This window comes from Pseudomonas sp. 39004, from assembly GCF_028682155.1.
Lineage (GTDB): Bacteria > Pseudomonadota > Gammaproteobacteria > Pseudomonadales > Pseudomonadaceae > Aquipseudomonas > Aquipseudomonas capeferrum.
The window spans coordinates 1-17,895 of record NZ_JANIAG010000116.1; the positions used below are offsets into that span (position 1 = coordinate 1).

The 17,895-nt window shown below is 61.9% G+C and carries 19 protein-coding genes; all 19 read left to right on the forward strand.

Features of this window, described 5'->3' with window-relative positions; genetic code table 11:
• Positions 1-1,536, forward strand: a 1,536-nt coding sequence (locus tag NP534_RS18725) for a TraG/VirB4 family ATPase (protein ID WP_443201087.1), incomplete at its 5' end; no start/stop codon positions are given.
• Positions 1,533-2,282 (forward strand): conjugal transfer protein TrbF, encoded by a 750-nt coding sequence (locus NP534_RS18730; protein WP_047582437.1) that lies wholly within the window; start codon positions 1,533-1,535, stop codon positions 2,280-2,282. The genes NP534_RS18725 and NP534_RS18730, both read left to right, overlap by 4 nt.
• Positions 2,283-2,292: 10 nt before the next feature.
• Positions 2,293-3,183 (forward strand): P-type conjugative transfer protein TrbG, encoded by an 891-nt coding sequence (trbG, locus tag NP534_RS18735; protein ID WP_052040639.1) that lies wholly within the window; start codon positions 2,293-2,295, stop codon positions 3,181-3,183.
• Between the two features lie 2 nt (positions 3,184-3,185).
• On the forward strand, positions 3,186-3,629 hold the full coding sequence (locus tag NP534_RS18740) for a conjugal transfer protein TrbH (RefSeq protein WP_274099681.1): 444 nt from the start codon (positions 3,186-3,188) through the stop codon (positions 3,627-3,629).
• Between the two features lie 6 nt (positions 3,630-3,635).
• On the forward strand, positions 3,636-5,027 hold the full coding sequence (locus NP534_RS18745) for a TrbI/VirB10 family protein (RefSeq protein ID WP_274099682.1): 1,392 nt from the start codon (positions 3,636-3,638) through the stop codon (positions 5,025-5,027).
• A gap of 22 nt (positions 5,028-5,049) precedes the next feature.
• Positions 5,050-5,850 (forward strand): P-type conjugative transfer protein TrbJ, encoded by an 801-nt coding sequence (trbJ, locus tag NP534_RS18750; protein ID WP_274099683.1) that lies wholly within the window; start codon positions 5,050-5,052, stop codon positions 5,848-5,850.
• 12 nt (positions 5,851-5,862) lie between these two features.
• Complete coding sequence (gene trbK, locus NP534_RS18755) at positions 5,863-6,039, forward strand: entry exclusion lipoprotein TrbK (RefSeq protein ID WP_084213310.1); 177 nt, start codon at positions 5,863-5,865, stop codon at positions 6,037-6,039.
• A complete protein-coding gene (gene trbK, locus NP534_RS18760; protein ID WP_052040637.1) occupies positions 6,039-6,260 on the forward strand; it encodes an entry exclusion lipoprotein TrbK in 222 nt (73 codons plus the stop codon). The genes trbK (NP534_RS18755) and trbK (NP534_RS18760) overlap by 1 nt, the downstream gene beginning before the upstream one ends.
• Before the next feature lie 18 nt (positions 6,261-6,278).
• Positions 6,279-8,048, forward strand: a complete 1,770-nt coding sequence (gene trbL / locus NP534_RS18765) for a P-type conjugative transfer protein TrbL (protein WP_274099684.1) — start codon at positions 6,279-6,281, stop codon at positions 8,046-8,048.
• Between the two features lie 13 nt (positions 8,049-8,061).
• The gene (locus tag NP534_RS18770; protein WP_274099685.1) at positions 8,062-8,364 is read left to right on the forward strand and encodes a TrbM/KikA/MpfK family conjugal transfer protein; all 303 of its coding nucleotides are present in this window, start codon (positions 8,062-8,064) and stop codon (positions 8,362-8,364) included.
• A gap of 11 nt (positions 8,365-8,375) precedes the next feature.
• On the forward strand, positions 8,376-8,981 hold the full coding sequence (locus tag NP534_RS18775; RefSeq protein ID WP_274099686.1) for a muramidase: 606 nt from the start codon (positions 8,376-8,378) through the stop codon (positions 8,979-8,981).
• The gene (locus NP534_RS18780) at positions 8,981-9,685 is read left to right on the forward strand and encodes a hypothetical protein (protein WP_274099687.1); all 705 of its coding nucleotides are present in this window, start codon (positions 8,981-8,983) and stop codon (positions 9,683-9,685) included. Before NP534_RS18775 ends, NP534_RS18780 begins: the two co-directional genes overlap by 1 nt.
• Positions 9,686-9,753: 68 nt before the next feature.
• Complete coding sequence (locus NP534_RS18785) at positions 9,754-11,448, forward strand: phospholipase effector Tle1 domain-containing protein (RefSeq protein ID WP_274099688.1); 1,695 nt, start codon at positions 9,754-9,756, stop codon at positions 11,446-11,448.
• A gap of 5 nt (positions 11,449-11,453) precedes the next feature.
• Entirely contained in the window at positions 11,454-12,164 is a 711-nt protein-coding gene (locus NP534_RS18790) for a TraX family protein (RefSeq protein ID WP_274099689.1), read from the forward strand.
• A gap of 11 nt (positions 12,165-12,175) precedes the next feature.
• Positions 12,176-12,715, forward strand: a complete 540-nt coding sequence (locus tag NP534_RS18795; RefSeq protein WP_274099690.1) for an IncP plasmid survival protein KfrC family protein — start codon at positions 12,176-12,178, stop codon at positions 12,713-12,715.
• A gap of 45 nt (positions 12,716-12,760) precedes the next feature.
• On the forward strand, positions 12,761-14,584 hold the full coding sequence (locus NP534_RS18800; protein ID WP_033702504.1) for a type IV secretory system conjugative DNA transfer family protein: 1,824 nt from the start codon (positions 12,761-12,763) through the stop codon (positions 14,582-14,584).
• The gene (gene traF / locus NP534_RS18805) at positions 14,581-15,120 is read left to right on the forward strand and encodes a conjugative transfer signal peptidase TraF (protein WP_274099691.1); all 540 of its coding nucleotides are present in this window, start codon (positions 14,581-14,583) and stop codon (positions 15,118-15,120) included. The genes NP534_RS18800 and traF overlap by 4 nt, the downstream gene beginning before the upstream one ends.
• Before the next feature lie 312 nt (positions 15,121-15,432).
• The gene (locus NP534_RS18810) at positions 15,433-16,152 is read left to right on the forward strand and encodes a carbonic anhydrase (protein ID WP_033702506.1); all 720 of its coding nucleotides are present in this window, start codon (positions 15,433-15,435) and stop codon (positions 16,150-16,152) included.
• 190 nt (positions 16,153-16,342) lie between these two features.
• Positions 16,343-17,875 (forward strand): SulP family inorganic anion transporter, encoded by a 1,533-nt coding sequence (locus NP534_RS18815; RefSeq protein ID WP_274099692.1) that lies wholly within the window; start codon positions 16,343-16,345, stop codon positions 17,873-17,875.
• Positions 17,876-17,895 lie beyond the last annotated feature (20 nt).

Sequence of the window (17,895 nt, forward strand, 5' to 3'; positions counted from 1 at the left end):
ACCAATAACAGCAACATCGATCAGGATGCGCTGGCCATGGTGCAGGACGCAGCCGATGCGATCGCCGAGGTCAACAGCGGCCTGGTCGCACAGGGTTACTACACCAGCGTGGTGGTCCTCATGGGCGAAGACCGCGCAAGCCTTGAAGAGTCTGCGCGCAGTGTCGAAAAGGCCATCGAGCGACTGGGCTTTGCCGCACGTATCGAGACTATCAACACCCTCGACGCCTACTTGGGTAGCCTGCCCGGCCACGGCGTAGAGAACGTGCGTCGCCCGTTGATCAACACCTTGAACCTGGCCGATCTGCTGCCCACCAGCAGCATCTGGACCGGCAGCGCCGAGGCGCCCTGCCCGCTCTACCCACCGCTGTCGCCAGCGCTGATGCACTGCGTGACCAGTGGCGCGACGCCATTCCGCCTCAACCTGCACGTGCGTGACCTGGGCCATACCTTCATGTTTGGGCCAACCGGTGCGGGCAAGTCGACGCACCTGGCGCTGATCGCAGCCCAGTTGCGTCGTTACAAGGGCATGTCGATTTTCGCGTTCGACAAGGGCATGTCGATGTACCCGCTTGCGGCCGGTATTCGCGCCGAGAGCAATGGCCGTTCCGGGCGCCACTTTACGGTGGCGGCTGACGACGAGCGCCTTGCCTTCTGCCCGTTGCAGTTCCTCGAGACCAAAGGCGATCGCGCCTGGGCGATGGAGTGGCTGGACACTGTGCTGGCGCTCAATGGCCTGGAAACCACTGCGGCACAGCGCAACGAGATTGGCCATGCGGTGATGACCATGTACCGCGACGGCTCTCGCACGTTATCCGAGTTCTGCATCATCGTGCAGGACGAATCGGTCCGCGAAACCCTGCGCCAGTACACCGTGGACGGCACCATGGGCCACCTGCTCGATGCCGAGGAAGACGGCCTGTCGCTGTCCGATTTCACCGTGTTCGAGATCGAAGAGCTGATGAACCTGGGCGACAAGTACGCCCTGCCGGTGCTGCTGTACCTGTTCCGCCGCATCGAGTGCGCGCTCAAGGGCCAGCCGGCGGTGATCATCCTCGACGAAGCCTGGCTGATGCTCGGCCACCCGGCGTTCCGCGAGAAGATCCGTGAGTGGCTGAAAGTACTGCGTAAGGCCAACTGCCTGGTGCTGATGGCCACGCAGAGCCTTTCGGATGCTGCCAACTCGGGGATTCTCGACGTCATCGTCGAGTCCACGGCCACCAAGATATTCCTGCCCAACGTCTATGCCCGCGACGAGGACACCGCTGCCCTCTATCGCCGCATGGGCTTGAACGCCCGGCAGATCGAGATCCTCGCCACCGCTGTTCCCAAGCGCCAGTACTACTACGTGTCGGAAAACGGCCGGCGCCTTTACGACCTTGCCCTTGGCCCACTGGCCCTGGCCTTCGTCGGCGCCTCCGACAAAGAGTCGGTGGCTGCCATCAAGCGCCTGGAAGCCAAGTTTGGCGATGCCTGGGTGGCGGAGTGGCTGGCTGCCAGGGGACTGAGACTGAATGATTATGGAGTCGCCGCATGAGCCTCGCTGACAGCATCAAGGGACTGGTCTTCAAGCGTCCCGCCAGTGCTACCGCCAAGACGGAGGCGCCTCAGGGCGCCGTCCTCGACAACCCCTACCTCACTGCTCGCCGTACCTGGAACGACCATGTCGGCAGCCTGGTGACCTCGCGCCAGTCCTGGCAGGTGGTGGGTATCCTTTCGATGATGGTCGCCCTCGCCGGCGTTGGCGGCATCATCCACATTGGAAGCCAGTCGAAGTTCGTGCCCTACGTGGTGGAAGTCGACAAACTTGGCCAGCCTATGGCTGTCGCCCCTGCCCAAGCGGCAGCGCCAGTCGACCTGCGGGTGATGAAGTCCCAGGTGGCATCATTTATTGCCGATGCACGCACGGTTACCCCTGACGTTGCACTGCTGCGCAAATCAATCTTCCGCCTGTACGCCTTGCTCGGGCCGAATGACCCCGCGACCCAGAAGATGAACGAGTGGCTCAATGGCAGCAAGGAGTCGAGCCCATTCGTGCGCGCTGCTGAAGAAACCGTCAGCATCGATATCCGCTCGGTCATGCAACAGACCCCGGAGACTTGGCAGGTGGATTGGGAAGAGGTCACCCGCGATCGCCAAGGCATGCTCAAGGGCAAGGCTACCTGGCGCGCCCTGGTTACCACCTACACCGCCGAACCCACTACCCAGACCAGCGAGGAACAAGTACGGATGAACCCGATCGGGACCTACGTCCGTGACTTCTCCTGGTCCAAGCAACTCTGAAGGATCGACCATGAACCGTTACCTTTGCGCCATGCTCGCGGCCCTCTTGCCCGCGTTCGCACAGGCTGCGCCCGGCACCAGCGACGCCGATCTGTATTTCTCCGATGCCAACCCGACCCTGACCCCGCAGGAGAAGGCCGCACTGGCAATCTCTCAGCGCTGGCAACAGGCCAGTGCCACCGGCATCAAACCGGTGGACGGTGGCGACGGCACCGCCCGATTCATCTTCGGTGCCCAGCAGCCAAGTATTGTCTGCGCCGTGCTGCAGGTCTGCGACATCGCTTTGCAGGCCGGTGAGCAGGTCAACTCGATCAACCTTGGCGACACCGCGCGCTGGACGGTCGAGCCGGCCATCACCGGTGTGGGTGAGAGCGAAGTCCAGCACTTGATCATCAAACCGATGGATGTGGGCCTGGAGACCTCGCTGGTGGTCACCACCAATCGCCGCACCTACCACTTCAAGCTGCGCTCGCACCGGACCCAGTACATGCCGCAAGTCGCCTTCACCTATCCGGAGGAAGCGCTGGCGAAATGGAACCTGATCAAGAACCGCGAAACGACTGAGCGCCGCAAGGCAACCATCCCGGAGACCGGCGAATACCTGGGCAACCTGAACTTCGACTACAGCGTCAGCGGTGAAACCTCCTGGAAGCCGGTGCGCGTATACAACGACGGCAGCAAGACCATCATCCAGATGCCCCGTACCATGGCCCAGACCGAAGCGCCGACGCTGCTGGTAATTCGCAAGGAAGGTGGCTGGTTCAAGGATGACGAGACGGTGATGGTCAACTACCGGGTTCAGGGCGACCGCTACATCGTCGATACCGTATTCGACAAGGCCATGCTGATTGCTGGTGTTGGCAAGTCGCAGGACCGCGTCACCATCCAGAGGGGTAAATGACGATGCGCGCATGGATCGCACCCTTCGTTTGCCTGTGGTTGGCGGGTTGTGCTCACGGGCCCTATGGCAACTTCGCCGACCGCACCACGCCGGCGATCAACCAGCAGTTGGCCAGTGCCACCGCTCGCCAGTTGGCGGTGGTGCATCCGCCAGCCAGTACACGCCTGCGGGTCAACCAGCAAACCTCTGACAGCTACGGCACCTCCTTGGTCACCGCACTGCGTGCATCGGGCTTCTCTGTGCAGGAATTCAACCCCGACGCACAGCCTGCGCCAGCGCCGGCCGGTACGGCAGTGCCGCTTGCGGTCAATTATGTCCTCGATATGCCCCAGGATAGCGAGCTGTTGCGCGTCACCTTGTTGGTCGGGCGCGAGTCCTTGAGCCGCGTTTATGCGGTGCAGAGCGGCCGCGTGTCGCCTGCCGGGGCCTGGGTGCGCAAGGAGTAACGAGCGATGAGTAGCAGTAACGACGTCATGTCTCCCGATGCATCGCCCGGCAAGCTGAACCGCAAGAGCGGTGTGCGCCGGGTCAACAACTGGCCGATGTACCTCATTGGCGGCGCCGCCATGGTGTTCCTGCTGATCATGTTGTTGGTGGCGGCGGACCGCGCCGACCAGCAGGATCAGCCGGAGGAAAAAAAAGCCGAGAAGGCCGGCAACAGCAGTGTGTTTGCCCAGCAGATCAACGGTATGGACCAGGATGGCATCATCCCCAGCAAGGCCGAGCCGCCGGTTTTGCCCACACTGGATGACACGCCCGCGCAGCAAACGGCTGGCCTGCAGGTAGTGCGCCCCAGCAACCTTGATGCGCCACCACTACCGCCGCGTGAGCTGCCACCGAGTGGCGACGCTGAAGAGCAAGAGCGTATTCGCCGGATGAAGGCGCAGCAGTTCCAGGAGGCCGTTCGCGCACGCAGTACCGTACGGGTCGATGCTCCGCGTAGTGCAGGATCGAGCGCAGGTGCCGCCGCCGGCGAACCGGTCAGCCAGCAAGATGCCTTGGCCCGCATCGCCGCTGCCCGCCAGCGCTTGCAGGAAGCGTCGCGCAATGACCCGACCGCAGCATACAAAGCGCGCATGGCCGAATTGCGTGCCATTGGATCAGGAGGAGGTGGTAGTGGGCACGCCGAGCAGGGTGACTCACCGTTCTTGGTGAAAGCATCGGGTAACGGCGGGAAGGACTACAACCAGTTCGGCGGCGCTGACGACAACGACCGCTGGCATATGGACGCAGCCATCGAGGCACCGCGCAGCCCTTACGAACTGCGCGCCGGCTATGTAATCCCTGCCACGATGATTTCTGGCATCAACTCTGATTTGCCCGGGCAGATCATCGCTCAGATATCGCAGGGCGTGTACGACACCTCTACCGGTAAGCACTTGCTGCTGCCACAAGGCTCGCGCCTGGTCGGCTCCTATTCCAGCAGTGTGGAATACGGCCAGTCGCGGGTGTTGGTGGCTTGGCAGCGCATCGTCTTCCCCGACGGCAAGGCGATGGATATCGGTTCGATGCCCGGCAGCGACAGCGCCGGTTACTCAGGCTTCAACGATCAGGTCAACAACCACTATGTAAGGGTCTTTGGCTCAGCGTTGTTGATGTCTGGCATCGTCGCCGGTATCAGCCTTAGCCAAGACCGCGGCAGCAACAATGAAAGCGACCGCGAGTCGGCCAGCAGTGCCATGAGCGAGGCGCTGGGCCAACAGTTGGGGCAGGTGACCGCGCAGATGATCGCCAAGAACCTGAACATCGCGCCGACCCTCGAAATCCGTCCGGGCTATCGCTTCAACGTGATGGTGACCAAGGACCTGACGTTCTCGAAGCCTTATCAGTCCTTCGATTACTGAGAACATTGCCAAGGAGAGCAGCATGAAGCACATGCCTTTGTTGAAACCCGCCATGGCGCTGTTGGCCGGCGTTGGCTTCACCCTACAGGCTCACGCCGGTATTCCTGTGGTGGACGGAGTACACGCTGCGATCAGCCAGCTGGGCGTAGCTGAGAACATTGCCCAGACCGCCAAGCAAATTCAGGAATATAAAACGCAGCTCGATCAGTACACGACGCAGGCTTTGCAGTACAAGAAACAGCTGGACCAGTACGAGAACATGATCAAGAACACGACGGCGCCAGCTGCCTATCTCTGGGACGAAGCCAATTCGACGATCAACAAGTTGATGCAAGCTCAGGACATGATCAACTACTACACGACTCAAGCAGGAAGCCTGGACTCCTACCTGAGCAAGTTCCAGGACGTCAATTACTATCGAAGCTCGTCATGCTTCCAGCTGGGCGGGTGCTCAGACAGCGAAAAAGCGGCCATCGAGCGCAGTGAAGACATGCACTCCGAGGCGCAAAAAGAGGCCAACGCGGCGATGTTCAAGGGCATTGCCCAGCAACAGGAAAACCTGAAGTCGGATGCACGGCGGCTAGAACAGCTCCAGGGTGCAGCTAGCACGGCAGACGGCCAGGTCAAAGCGATTCAGTATGCGAGCCAGATTGCCAGCCAACAGGCCAATCAGCTGCTGCAGATTCGTGGCCTGATGCTCGCCCAGCAAAATGCAATGGCTGCGAAAGCGGCCGCAGAGCAGGACCAGCAAGCACGAGATACTGCAGCGGAGCGCAACATGACCAGCGGTAGTTTCAATAAACCCAGCCCACAAACTTGGTAAGGAATAAACACCATGAAGATGATCGTACAGTCTGTAGCCACGCTGATGGCCGTATTTGCGCTGAGTGCCTGCAACGGCAACAACGCCGACTATGAGGTCAATGACAAGAACTGCGCCCCCGACCATGTCCGGACCCTCCCAGAGGACGCCAAGCGCGACACATTGGTAGAAGGGTGCATGACGCGGTGATGCGTCACGTGTTCGCGATCCGCTTTCGCTGGCTAGTGCTGCTTGGTGCAGCACTGCTGGCGGGATGCCTGGAAAAAGAGGAGCAGCTGATCGAAGCGAGCTCGGAAACGTGCACACCGCAGTACTGGAAGACGCTTGCGGTTGGCAAGACCCGGGACGCGTTGGTGGAACGTTGCATGACCCGTGGCGGTTACAAGCATCGTGTACCCCAGACCTTCTGATCGGATTGAATGGAAGCTATGAAACTCAAGAATGGATCATTGTCCGTGGCCCCCCTTGTGCTGGGGGCTGCGCTACTGCTTCTGGCTGTACACGCCAATGCGGCGGATTCGGCCCCTGACATTGGCTTCTTCGATACCATTCTTCAGCGCTTCAGCGATGCGGCCAAAGGGTGGCGAACCATTATCCTGCAGGCTGCGACACGCCTATTCTGGACACTCGCTGTCATTAGCATGGTCTGGACGTTTGGCCTGATGGCATTGCGCAAAGCTGACATCGGTGAGTTCTTCGCGGAGATGCTGCGCTTCATCATGTTTGTCGGCTTTTACTTCTGGCTGTTGACCAACGGCCCGAACTTCGCCGACTCGTTGGTCAAATCGCTCTCCAAGCTGGGCTCGCAGGCAGGCGGGCTACCGGTCTATAACGACAAGTTCGGCTTGAGCCCATCGGAAATCGTTCAGCTGGGCTTCGATATCTTCGGCAAGATCGTGGACAACATGTCGATGTGGCCCAGCAAGATCGCCTTCAGTATTGCTGGCGTCGTCATGGGCCTGGCGATTTTGATGGTCTTGGTCGTGATAGCCATCAACATGTTGCTGTTAACGGTTTCGGCCTGGGTACTGGCATACGCCGGCATATTCTTCCTTGGATTTGGCGGTGCCCGTTGGACATCGGACATGGCGATCAACTATTTCAAGACTGTGCTGGGCATGGCCGTACAGATTCTTGCGATGTTGTTGCTGTTGTCTGTTGGCAAGACATTCCTCGACCAGTACTACGCAGCGCTGTCGGCTGACATCAATGGCACCAACCTCAAAGCGATGGCGGCGTTGCTCGTTTGCTGCGTGGTCCTGATGGCGCTCGTCGCCAAGATCCCGCCGGTGCTGGCGGGCATCATCAACGGATCAAGCGTGAATGGCGGCGGTATTGGCAACACGATGGGCATCGCAACACTTGCGGGTGCCGCTGCCATGGCTGCTTCGGCGGGCGCATCCGCACTGAGCGGCGGTGGGTCGGCGCTTGCTTCCGGCATGGCCAACGCTGCTGGCGGTGCCCAATCCATGTACTCGGCATTCAAGAGCGCCCAGTCGAACGTGGCGTCCGGTTCTGACATCGTTTCACGCATGTCTGGGATGTTCGGCGGTGGTGGTGGCGGTGGCGGTGGCGGCAGCAGCGGAAGCGGTGGCAATGGAAGCCCATTGAGCTCCGCAATGGGGCTCGCTAGCGCTGCGTCCGGAGGTATGGACGCTGGCGTAGCAAGCTCGGCGATGTCGGCGATGTCGGCGATGTCATCCGCTGGCGGCCAATCTTCAGGCGGTGGAGCAGAGCAATCGTCGGAAGCTGGTAGCGGGTCCGGTGGTGGGTCCGAAGGGGGCTCTTCTGGCGCAATGGAGCAGGCTGGCAGCAGTGGAACGGAAAGTGGTGGCGGTCAGTCGTCCGGTGGTGGTGAGGCCAGCCAGCGCATCGCTGACTCCGGTGCCGGTGGTCAATCGGGTGAACAAGGTGGTGGCAAACCGAGCACAGGTTCGGGTGGCGGCTCAGGCTCTGCCAGCAAGCTAGGCAATGCTGGCCGTATTGCCTTGGACATGGGCGCGAATCTGGCTGCAGGCGTCGGGCGTATGGCCCAGGCGCGCATCGATCAGACGGCCGCCGGGCGGCTCGCTGCTGAAATTTCGAGCCCGGGCTCCAGCCGCGCGAGCTCGAACCTGAATACGAGCTCGACCAGCCGTAATTTCGACCCAGCTTCCGAAGTGGCGGATTTCCGCGACAGCAAACAGGAAAAAAGTTGAACAAGGAGTGCATATGACTATCGCAAAAGTTCTCTCAGCCACCGTGCTGGCCGCCAGCTTCGCCGTCGCCCTGCCCGCCCAGGCCAAGGACCCCTGCGCCACCGTGCTGTGCATGTGGGGCAAGTTCAAGGGGGCGGGTGTGGTTGATAACTGCAGTGGTCCGGTCAATGACTACTTCAGCATCGTCAAGAAGAAGAAGGGCAAGATCAAACTGAGCCAGACCTCGGACGCTCGCCAGTCCTTCCTCGACAGTTGCCCGAAGGCCGACCCGAAGGCGACCAAGTCGATCAACAACAAGTTCGGCAAGGTCATCTGAGGCGCGCCACGATGCCATTCGTCGCTGACGTTCCGCCCCCAGCGCTGAGCGAACCCATCGCCTGTTCGATCATGGCGGCGGTCAAATACGAGCTGCCGGTGAACATCGTCCTGGCCGTGTCCGGCCAGGAAGGTGGCAAGCCTGGCCAGTGGGTGCGCAACCACAATGGCACCTACGACGTCGGCCCCATGCAGTTCAACACCGCCTATCTGCGTGAGCTCTCGCGCTACGGCATCACCCCTGAGGATGTCGAGCAAGGCGGCTGCTACTCCTACGAGCTGGCCGCCTGGCGCATCCGTGGGCACGTGCGCAATGACCGCGGCGACCTATGGACGCGGGTGGCGAACTACCACTCGCGCACCCCCGCCATCAATGCACGCTACCGCCAACAGATCATGCGCCGCGCTGCCTATTGGGCCGATTGGCTGGATGCGCGTTTTGCCACGCAGCAGGTAGCGCAGAGCGCGGTATTCTCCGACGCGCCGGTAAAGGCCTCTGTGGTTGCGGTCGAAACTGCGCCGGCGGTGAAGGCGGAAATCGTGCACCAGCCGGTCACACAGCAACCTGCGCCCACGTCAGGCTATGTGCCCCGGGGGCTGGTGATGGGGAGCAAATGATGGATTCGCTGGTCACAGTAGCCGCATCTCGAAACGATACAGGGACCCGCCGCGAGGCGGATGCAAGGAGAGAAAGATTGAACCTACCCACTCTCGGTATGGGCACTGCCGTTACCGACAAGGCATCGCGCCGCCCCTGCCGCCTCTGGCCGCGGCTGCGCCTTGGCGCGCTCGTACCCCTCGTGATGGGAGCCTGCATGCTCCTGCCTGCCGCCTCTTCTGAACTTCAAGCCAAGGAGCTTTCCATGCAAGACAATCAAGGCCAGTACCAGCCCTACACCCCGGGCATGAAACTTCCCGAAGGCGTGTTCCCGCCGATGAAGGGTTATACCCATGAGGACTTGATTGGCGCTGCTGCCCTACCCGTAGAAGCGGTGATGAAGGCTGAGGGAATAGACCCCACCCTGATCAAGGAATCGCTCTTCGCCCTGGCCAAACACCTCAATGAGGCACTGGAGGCGCAGAACGTCGAGTATCAGATTTCGACCTGGTACCAGAAGCCTTACGACAATCCCGCTGACCGCACCAAGAGTGTTGCCGCCATGGGCGAGAGCTTTGGTGCTTTGGCGATCCGTGCTGCAGGGCAGTCGCTGCGAGGGTCCCCACTCTTGAACATGGGCGAAGCATTCTTCGAACGCTACACCCGAAGCGCCGGTGATGGTGTCCACGATCTGATCGTGACCCTAAACAAACCGGGTGCCTGATACGGGTTAGAGAATGTCTTGGAGCGTTCGTCCTGTCCTGGCGGCGGGATGATCCATAGGGATATGAAATGAGCGATGCAATGCGTTTTACGGTGTACTTCGACGGCACCGGTAACAACAAAGATCTGAATACACCTGAAGGCACGCAGACCAACGTTGCCCGCCTGTATGACCTGGACACCGCCAAAGGTACCAACCTGGCGCGCAACTCGGGGCATGAACCGCAGCAGTACGACGCCAAGGAGTGCTCCGGCCAATCGGAGAAGGTCTACTTCGATGGTGTTGGCAGCCAATCCAGTACCAGCGGGCGTTCGCTGCTCGAAGGCGCAACCGGCCGGGGTGCCCAGGAGCGTATCGACCAGGCCTACGACTCCATCGTGGCTTTTCACAACAAGTACCCGGACCAGCAGATCGACGTCAACATTGTCGGCTTCAGCCGCGGTGCATCGCAGTCCCGCGCCTTGGCCAACGAGTTCATCGAACGTGGCGTCCCCAAGCTCGATGACCAGGGCAAAGCGACCGGGGAATACTTGATTCCTCCAGGCCAGGCGCACGTCAACAAGCTGGGTATCTTCGACACGGTCGCCACTGACGGTTTGTCGAATACCGATACCCATCTGGGCAAGAATCTGGAAATCAGCAAGAACATCGATTCGACCACCCACCTGGTGGCGATGAACGAGTACCGCGACACGTTCCCCCTGACCAGTGCCCTGCGTAACGACGACAACTCGCGCATAGAGGAGTTGAAGTTTGCCGGCGCGCATTCGCAGGTCGGCGGTGGTTACAAGGACGATGTACTGGCAGCCGGGCCATTGGCGGTGATGCACGATCGCCTGCAGTCGGCCGGTATAGAAATGAAGCCGATGCAGCAGGAGGATGTTCAGCGCATCGAGCAGTACAACACGTTGATCAAAAGCCCGGAGAAAGTTGAGCAAGCGCTCATCGACTCGCGCCTGTTGAAGGGTGAGAACGCGTTCAGCCGCAACGCGGATGGCTCGTTCCAGACAGTGGACAATATGCCCTTCCCGATGGAACGCGGCATGATCAACGTTTTTGACCGCCAGGCTCGCCCCTTCGATCACGAGACCAATGGCCGCGGGGTAATCTTCGAGAGCGATGATCGGCTTAGCCGCAACAGCGTTTCCAGAGCCGTTGAAGGGATCGGCGATCGCCTTAAATCGCTGGGCCAAGATGCCTTGTCCGCTTCGGCGCGCTTCCTGGGCATTGACACGCGCGAGCAGGCGATAGAAGAGGGCAAAGGGCTGTATGCCGAGCTCATGTCGGAAAGGGCCGCCACTTCACAGCAGCAAGTGGCTACGCTGTCTGGCGAGCTTACGGCTTCACGGCCCAGCGCTAGTTATATCGAGAACCTGAACCTGCAAGCGGTGCCAGTCCCTGAGGGCGCCAAGCAGGGCCAGCAGCCTGACCCGCAGGCCCAGCAGCGCAGCGACTCGTTCAAGGCCATGGAAGACAAAGCGCGCGACCTCAACCCCTCGGCCAGTATCGGCGAAGCTTCAGAGAGTGGGCGCAAGGCCGTCAGCGGGATGGTCGTCGACATGGACGAGCACCACATCCTGCAGAAGGTCGGCCAGACGGATCAGTTCGTCATTCATGACCGCCGTGACGTCGACCCGAGCCGCAACTTCCAGGTAGGCAAGAGCACGGCGATCGTCCACGAGAAAGGCATCGGCGACCTGGCCCGTGATGTGGCGCCGAAACTGGAGCTCGATACCGGGCTTTCTCAGGCGATGCGTCGGTGATTTTGATGCCGCGCCTGCAACTCGCCGACGGTACGGTGGAAGCACTGAAATGGTTGGCGCTGTTGCTGATGACCGGCGACCACGTGAACAAGTACCTGTTCAATGAGACCTTGCCTTACCTGTTCGAGGCGGGGCGTTTGGCGATGCCGCTGTTCGTGGTCGTGCTGGCGTATAACCTGGCGCGGCCGGGAACATTGGAGAAGGGTGCTTACAGGCGCACTGCGCTGCGCCTGTTTCTGTTCGGAGTATTGGCGACGCCGCCGTTCATTGCCCTAGGGGGGCTGCTGTACGGCTGGTACCCGTTGAACATTCTCTTCACCCTGCTGGTGATCACCTGGGCGACCGAGGCCTGCGAGCGTGCGGCGCACGGGCAGCCGCTGTTCTGGGGTGTCGCGTTGCTGGTGGTGGTCGTTGGGGGTGCCTGGGTCGAGTTCTGGTGGCCGGCTGTGCTGCTCGGGCTATGCGTGGGTTGGTACGCGCGGCGCCCGAACGTTCTGGCTGCCTTGGGGGGTGTGCTGGCACTTGCGGCGTTAACGCCGATCAACGGCAGTGCCTGGGCGCTCGCCGCGTTGCCGTTGCTGCTGGCTGCCCGCTGGGTCAGGCCTGACCTGCCGCGCTGGCGCTGGCTGTTCTATGCCTATTACCCGCTGCACCTGGGGGCGCTGTGGCTGATCCGCATCCCGATGGCCAAGGCCGGATACCTCTTTCTGATATGAAGCACACGCCCATGAACGACAGCAAACAGGCAAAGCCGCCGCTGGACGATGCCGGGCAGTCATTGGAGGCGCAGGCTCAGGCGCTGGCTGCCGAGCAGACCGCGCTGCTTGACGCCAGCCCAGTGCAAGCGCGCTACAACCAGGCCCTTGGCGAGTACGTCGAACAGAAGGCCGAGCAGGCCGAGGCCTTGGAGCAACGGCTGGAGGCCATGCTGGAACGCCAGCAGGCGCAACTGCAGCAGAACCAGGCCTCGCGCCCGGGCTGGCTGGCCCTGCCTTCCACCCGTGCTGCCTGGGAGCAGGGCAACCAGCGTTGCCAGGCACGGCTGCAGCAACTGCAAGGTCGCCTGGAGCGGGTGCAGGAACTGCACCACGGCATGGGCCTGTATACCCCACGCATCGAGGAGTTGGCGGTACGTCAACTGCGCGCCGAGCAGCCAGAGCTGGCCGAACAGTGGAGCCTGCAGCGTCAGGCCGAGCGAACGCTCACCGAGTCGCAACGGCGTACCCAGGGCCAGGAGACCGGGCGTTCGCGCACGTCCTCGCCATGAGCCAGCACTTTCCCTATTCCATCCTTTCGTTCACGGAGCGAACCCATGAAGCATAACAACGCTGTCGGCCCGCAGATCCGCGGCGGCCAGCGCAGTGGCGGCGGCACCGGGCAGGCCATTCTGGCCATTTTCTTCCTGCTGGCTGGCCTGGCGACTGCCACCCAGTACTTCGCCTATCTGTTCAATAACCATGCGGCGTTGGGTGCCAACCTGAATGGCGTATACGCCCCGTGGATGATCCTGGTCTGGGCCGCCAACTGGTCGGATCAGTATCAGGACAGCCTGATGCGCGCCGGCTCCGTGGGCGTGATGGTCAGTGGCGCAGGCATGATGGCGCTGGTGATCATCCGTCTTATCAGCAACAACAGCGCCAAGGCCAACCAGTTCCTCCACGGCTCTGCGCGTTGGGGCGAGCGCAAAGACATCGAGAGCGCCGGCCTGCTGGCCGACGATGGCGTGTACGTGGGCGCCTGGCTGGACAAGCGCAACAAGCTGCATTACTTGCGCCATAACGGCCCGGAGCACATCCTCACCTTCGCCCCGACGCGCAGCGGCAAGGGCGTCGGGCTGGTGATCCCGACTTTGCTGTCGTGGAAGCACAGCGCGGTGATTACCGACCTCAAGGGTGAACTTTGGGCGCTCACCGCTGGCTGGCGACAGCAGCACGCGGGCAATCGGGTGCTGCGTTTCGAGCCGGCCACTGCCAACGGCTGCGTGGGCTGGAACCCGCTGGAAGAAATCCGCCTGGGCACCGAGTTCGAGGTAGGTGATGTACAGAACCTGGCCACGTTGATCGTCGACCCCGACGGCAAGGGCCTTAACGATCACTGGCAGAAGACCTCCCAGGCCATGCTGGTAGGCTGCATCCTGCACCTGTGCTACCGCTCGCAGGATGAGGGCGGTGTCGCCAGCCTGCCGGCACTGGACGCCATGCTCGCCGACCCGTCGCGGCCCATCAGCGAGCTGTGGCAGGAAATGACCCACTACGGCCACCTCGATGGCGAGAACCACCCGCTGGTGGGGTCTGCTGCGCGAGACATGCTTGACCGGCCGGCCGAAGAGGCCGGGTCGGTGCTGTCGACCGCTAAATCGTACCTGTCGCTGTTCCGCGACCCGATCGTGGCGCGCAACGTCAGCCGCTCGGAGTTCAAGATCCGCGACCTGATGAACCACGACGACCCCGTCAGCCTGTTCATCATCACCCAGCCCAACGACAAGGCGCGCTTGCGCCCGTTGGTGCGTATTCTGGTGAACATGATCGTGCGGCTGCTGGCCGACAAGATGGACTTCGAGGACGGCCGGCCCAAAGCGCACTACAAGCACCGGCTGCTGATGATGCTCGACGAGTTCCCGAGCCTGGGCAAGCTCGACATCATGCAGGAGTCGCTGGCCTTCGTGGCCGGTTATGGCATCAAGTGCTACCTGATCATCCAGGATTTGTCGCAGTTGCAGGAGTTCTACGGGCAGAACGAGAGCATCACCTCCAACTGCCATATCCAGAACGCCTACCCGCCAAACCGGGTGGAAACGGCGGAGCACCTGTCCAAGCTCACCGGGCAGACCACCATCGTCAAAGAGCAGGTGACCACCAGTGGGCGACGTTCCAGCGCATTGCTGGGCCAGGTGTCGCGCACCATCCAGGAAGTGCAGCGGCCGTTGCTGACCACCGATGAGGCCCTGCGCATGCCCGGCCCACGCAAGGACGGCCAGGGCAATATCCAGGAAGCCGGCGACATGGTGGTGTATTGCGCAGGCTACCCGGCGTTTTATGGCAAGCAACCGCTGTACTTCCAGGACCCGGTATTCCTGGCCCGCGCCAAGGTGCCGGCACCGCGTGAGAGTGACCGCACCATCGAGTTGCCGGCATGAAACGGCCGTTGAGCGTGGCCGCTGTCGTGGCCATTCTGGCGTTCTGCGCAGTGTCATTGATGTTGTATGCCGGCGCCCGGCTGAACGTCACCAGCAGTTTCCCACCGGGCATCTACTGGGTGGTCGACAAGGTCCCGGCAAAAGGCGACCTGGTGCTGTTCTGCCCGCCGCAGCAGGCAGTGTTCCAGGTGGCGCACGAGCGCGGCTACCTCCCCGGGGGAACTTGCCCTGGGGGATACATGCACTTGCTCAAGCGGTTGGCTGCTGTGCCGGGTGACGAGGTGCAGATCAGTGCTGAAGGTGTCAGGGTCAATGGGCAATTGCAGGTGCGCAGCCAGCCGTTGCAGCAGGACCCCCGTGGCCGAAGCATGCCGCATCCGCAGTCGGCACCGTTCCGGCTGGGCAGCGCAGAGGTGCTGATGCTCTCCGATTACAGCCGCCTGTCGTTCGATGGCCGCTATTTCGGGGCAGTGCCGCAAGCGCAATTGGGTGAGGTGGTCGAGCCTTGGCTGGTGTGGCGGAAAACGCCTTTGTAACTGTGTTGATGAGTGGGGCTGCCGCGCGGCCCCTTCAGCTAACCCTAGTACCACTAATCCAAGTGAATAATTACAGTAATGGTACTAGGCAACTGATGTTTTTTTGCTATTATTCAGACCCCGCCTTATCTATCTGGAACGCCTGTTCTAGAGCCTCCGAATTAAGTTTCAGTTAAGTTTTCCCCGTTAGCGTAGGCAATCAGTCAACGAAGACTGTGATTTGTGGCCTGTGCGTGTCATCTAAATCCCTGCATAGCCAGAATCTTTCACCGGTAAAATGGACTTGCCTACACACCGCCAAGAGGATGAATCATGCCCGTCAAGGACCCATCCAAGGTCGCTCCGGATGTACCCGCCGAGGGCGCCGATGCCGCTCTGAAGCACATCGTCGACGGCTTCCTGCGCTTTCATCATGACGTCTTCCCCGAGCAGCAAGAGCTGTTCAAGAAGCTCGCCACCGCGCAAACGCCACGCGCGATGTTCATCACCTGCGCCGACTCGCGCATCGTCCCCGAGCTGATTACCCAAAGCTCGCCCGGCGACCTGTTCGTGACCCGTAACGTCGGTAACGTAGTGCCCCCGTATGGCCAGATGAACGGCGGCGTTTCCAGCGCCATCGAATACGCTGTACTGGCCCTGGGCGTGCACCACATCATTGTCTGCGGCCACTCCGACTGCGGCGCGATGCGTGCGGTACTCAACCCGCAATCGCTGACCAAGATGCCGACCGTTTCTGCCTGGCTGCGCCACGCTGAAGTGGCACGCACCGTGGTCGAGAACAACTGCTCTTGCGGCAGCGAGCACGAGACCATGCAGGTGCTGACCAAGGAAAACGTCATCGCCCAGCTGCATCACCTTCGCACGCACCCGTCGGTTGCCTCGCGCCTGGCGGCCGGTGAGCTGTACATCCACGGTTGGGTCTACGACATCGAGACCAGCAAGATCGAAGCCTATGATGCTGCCAGCGACAGCTTCCTGCCCCTGGCCGCCGGCGAGCCGGTCCCCTGCGCTACTCCGAGAGGCCGCTACTAAGCGACCCTGACACCGTCAAAACCTTGATAGCCGGCTGCACCCTCTGGGGTGTGGCGCGGCCTTCGGCTGCCTTGAAATCCCTGACTGCCCTGCCGGCATGCTCGCCGGCAGCCCGCGCCTGCGCGCCTTTCAGGGGCCAACGTGCCCACGGCCAGAGGAATGGCCGTGCAACAGAAAATGGAGAAACAGGGTGAACATTACACAGTTGAAAGCGGCCTTGCCGCGAGAGTTGTTAGCGTCGGTGGTGGTATTTCTGGTTGCCCTGCCCTTGTGCATGGGCATCGCCATCGCATCGGGCATGCCGCCCGCCAAAGGCCTGATCACCGGCATCATCGGCGGGCTGGTGGTGGGCTTTCTGGCGGGTTCGCCGCTGCAGGTCAGTGGCCCGGCCGCAGGCCTGGCAGTGCTGGTGTTCGAGCTGGTGCGCCAGCACGGCGTGGCCATGCTCGGGCCGATCCTGCTGCTGGCCGGGCTGCTGCAGTTGTTGGCCGGGCGCTTTCGCCTGGGCTGCTGGTTCCGCGTCACTGCACCGGCAGTGGTGTACGGCATGCTGGCGGGTATCGGCGTGCTGATCGTGTTGTCGCAGGTGCATGTGATGTTCGACACATCGCCGCAGCCTTCGGGCCTGCAGAACCTGTTGGCGTTTCCTTCGACGCTGGCGGCTGCCCTGCCGATGGAAAGCGCAGGCGCGGGCTGGCAAGCCGGTGCGCTTGGCCTGGGCACCATTGCGGTGATGTGGGGCTGGGAGCGCTTGCGGCCACAGAAGCTGCGCTTTGTCCCCGGTGCCTTGCTGGGCGTGGCGGCAATGACGGCCATCAGCATGTGGCTGGCCCTGCCGGTGAATCGGGTGCAGGTACCGGCAGACCTTTCCGAGGCCATCGACTGGATCCGCCTGGATGACCTGATGAAACTGGCCGACCCTACCCTGCTGGTGGCTGCATTCGCCCTGGCCTTCATCGCCAGTGCCGAGACCTTGCTGTCGGCTGCCGCGGTTGACCGCATGCACAGCGGCCAGCGCTCGGACTTCGACCGTGAGCTGTCGGCCCAGGGCATCGGCAACATGCTCTGCGGTGTGCTGGGCGCCTTGCCGATGACCGGGGTGATTGTGCGCAGTTCGGCGAATGTCCAGGCCGGCGCACAAACCCGTGCCTCGGCGATCTTCCACGGCCTGTGGCTGTTGGCGTTCGTCGTGGTGTTGAGCAGCGTGCTGCAGCAGATCCCGGTGGCCAGCCTGGCGGGCGTGCTGGTGTTTACCGGCGTCAAGCTGGTGGACTTCAAGGCGTTTCGTGGGTTGGGCCGGTACGGCCGGATGCCGATGTTCACCTATGCAGCGACCGCCTTGGCGATCATTTTCACCGACCTGCTGACCGGGGTGCTGCTGGGCTTTGCCTTGACCCTGCTCAAACTGGCGTTCAAGGCGGCGCGGCTGAAGATCAACCTGGTGAGCCTGGCCAAGCCCGGGCACATGGAGTTGCGCCTGAGTGGCGCAGCAACCTTCCTCAAGGTGCCGGCGCTGACCCAGGTGCTGGATACGGTGCCGGCGGGGACCACCTTGCATGTGCCCTTGGGCAACCTCAGCTACATCGACCACTCGTGCCTGGAACTGCTTGAGGACTGGAGCCGCAGCAATGCAGCCAATGGCTCGCGGTTGCTGATCGAGCAGCGGCGGTTGAAGCGGCGCATCGAGGGGCGCTTGCGGACGACGGCGGGGGTTGGTGCTTAGTATTCAGCTGTTGTGTTGCC

What these genes read in the sequence shown, in the direction of transcription:
- NP534_RS18790 (WP_274099689.1), top strand. Translation starts at nt 11,454, where the DNA reads ATGCCGCGCCTGCAACTCGCCGACGGTACGGTGGAAGCACTGAAATGG.
- NP534_RS18795 (WP_274099690.1), top strand. Translation starts at nt 12,176, where the DNA reads ATGAACGACAGCAAACAGGCAAAGCCGCCGCTGGACGATGCCGGGCAG.
- NP534_RS18810 (WP_033702506.1), top strand. Translation starts at nt 15,433, where the DNA reads ATGCCCGTCAAGGACCCATCCAAGGTCGCTCCGGATGTACCCGCCGAG.
- trbK (WP_052040637.1), top strand. Translation starts at nt 6,039, where the DNA reads ATGCGTCACGTGTTCGCGATCCGCTTTCGCTGGCTAGTGCTGCTTGGT.
- trbK (WP_084213310.1), top strand. Translation starts at nt 5,863, where the DNA reads ATGAAGATGATCGTACAGTCTGTAGCCACGCTGATGGCCGTATTTGCG.
- trbG (WP_052040639.1), top strand. Translation starts at nt 2,293, where the DNA reads ATGAACCGTTACCTTTGCGCCATGCTCGCGGCCCTCTTGCCCGCGTTC.
- traF (WP_274099691.1), top strand. Translation starts at nt 14,581, where the DNA reads ATGAAACGGCCGTTGAGCGTGGCCGCTGTCGTGGCCATTCTGGCGTTC.
- NP534_RS18740 (WP_274099681.1), top strand. Translation starts at nt 3,186, where the DNA reads ATGCGCGCATGGATCGCACCCTTCGTTTGCCTGTGGTTGGCGGGTTGT.
- trbJ (WP_274099683.1), top strand. Translation starts at nt 5,050, where the DNA reads ATGAAGCACATGCCTTTGTTGAAACCCGCCATGGCGCTGTTGGCCGGC.
- NP534_RS18800 (WP_033702504.1), top strand. Translation starts at nt 12,761, where the DNA reads ATGAAGCATAACAACGCTGTCGGCCCGCAGATCCGCGGCGGCCAGCGC.
- NP534_RS18770 (WP_274099685.1), top strand. Translation starts at nt 8,062, where the DNA reads ATGACTATCGCAAAAGTTCTCTCAGCCACCGTGCTGGCCGCCAGCTTC.
- trbL (WP_274099684.1), top strand. Translation starts at nt 6,279, where the DNA reads ATGAAACTCAAGAATGGATCATTGTCCGTGGCCCCCCTTGTGCTGGGG.
- NP534_RS18745 (WP_274099682.1), top strand. Translation starts at nt 3,636, where the DNA reads ATGAGTAGCAGTAACGACGTCATGTCTCCCGATGCATCGCCCGGCAAG.
- NP534_RS18775 (WP_274099686.1), top strand. Translation starts at nt 8,376, where the DNA reads ATGCCATTCGTCGCTGACGTTCCGCCCCCAGCGCTGAGCGAACCCATC.
- NP534_RS18730 (WP_047582437.1), top strand. Translation starts at nt 1,533, where the DNA reads ATGAGCCTCGCTGACAGCATCAAGGGACTGGTCTTCAAGCGTCCCGCC.
- NP534_RS18785 (WP_274099688.1), top strand. Translation starts at nt 9,754, where the DNA reads ATGAGCGATGCAATGCGTTTTACGGTGTACTTCGACGGCACCGGTAAC.
- NP534_RS18780 (WP_274099687.1), top strand. Translation starts at nt 8,981, where the DNA reads ATGGATTCGCTGGTCACAGTAGCCGCATCTCGAAACGATACAGGGACC.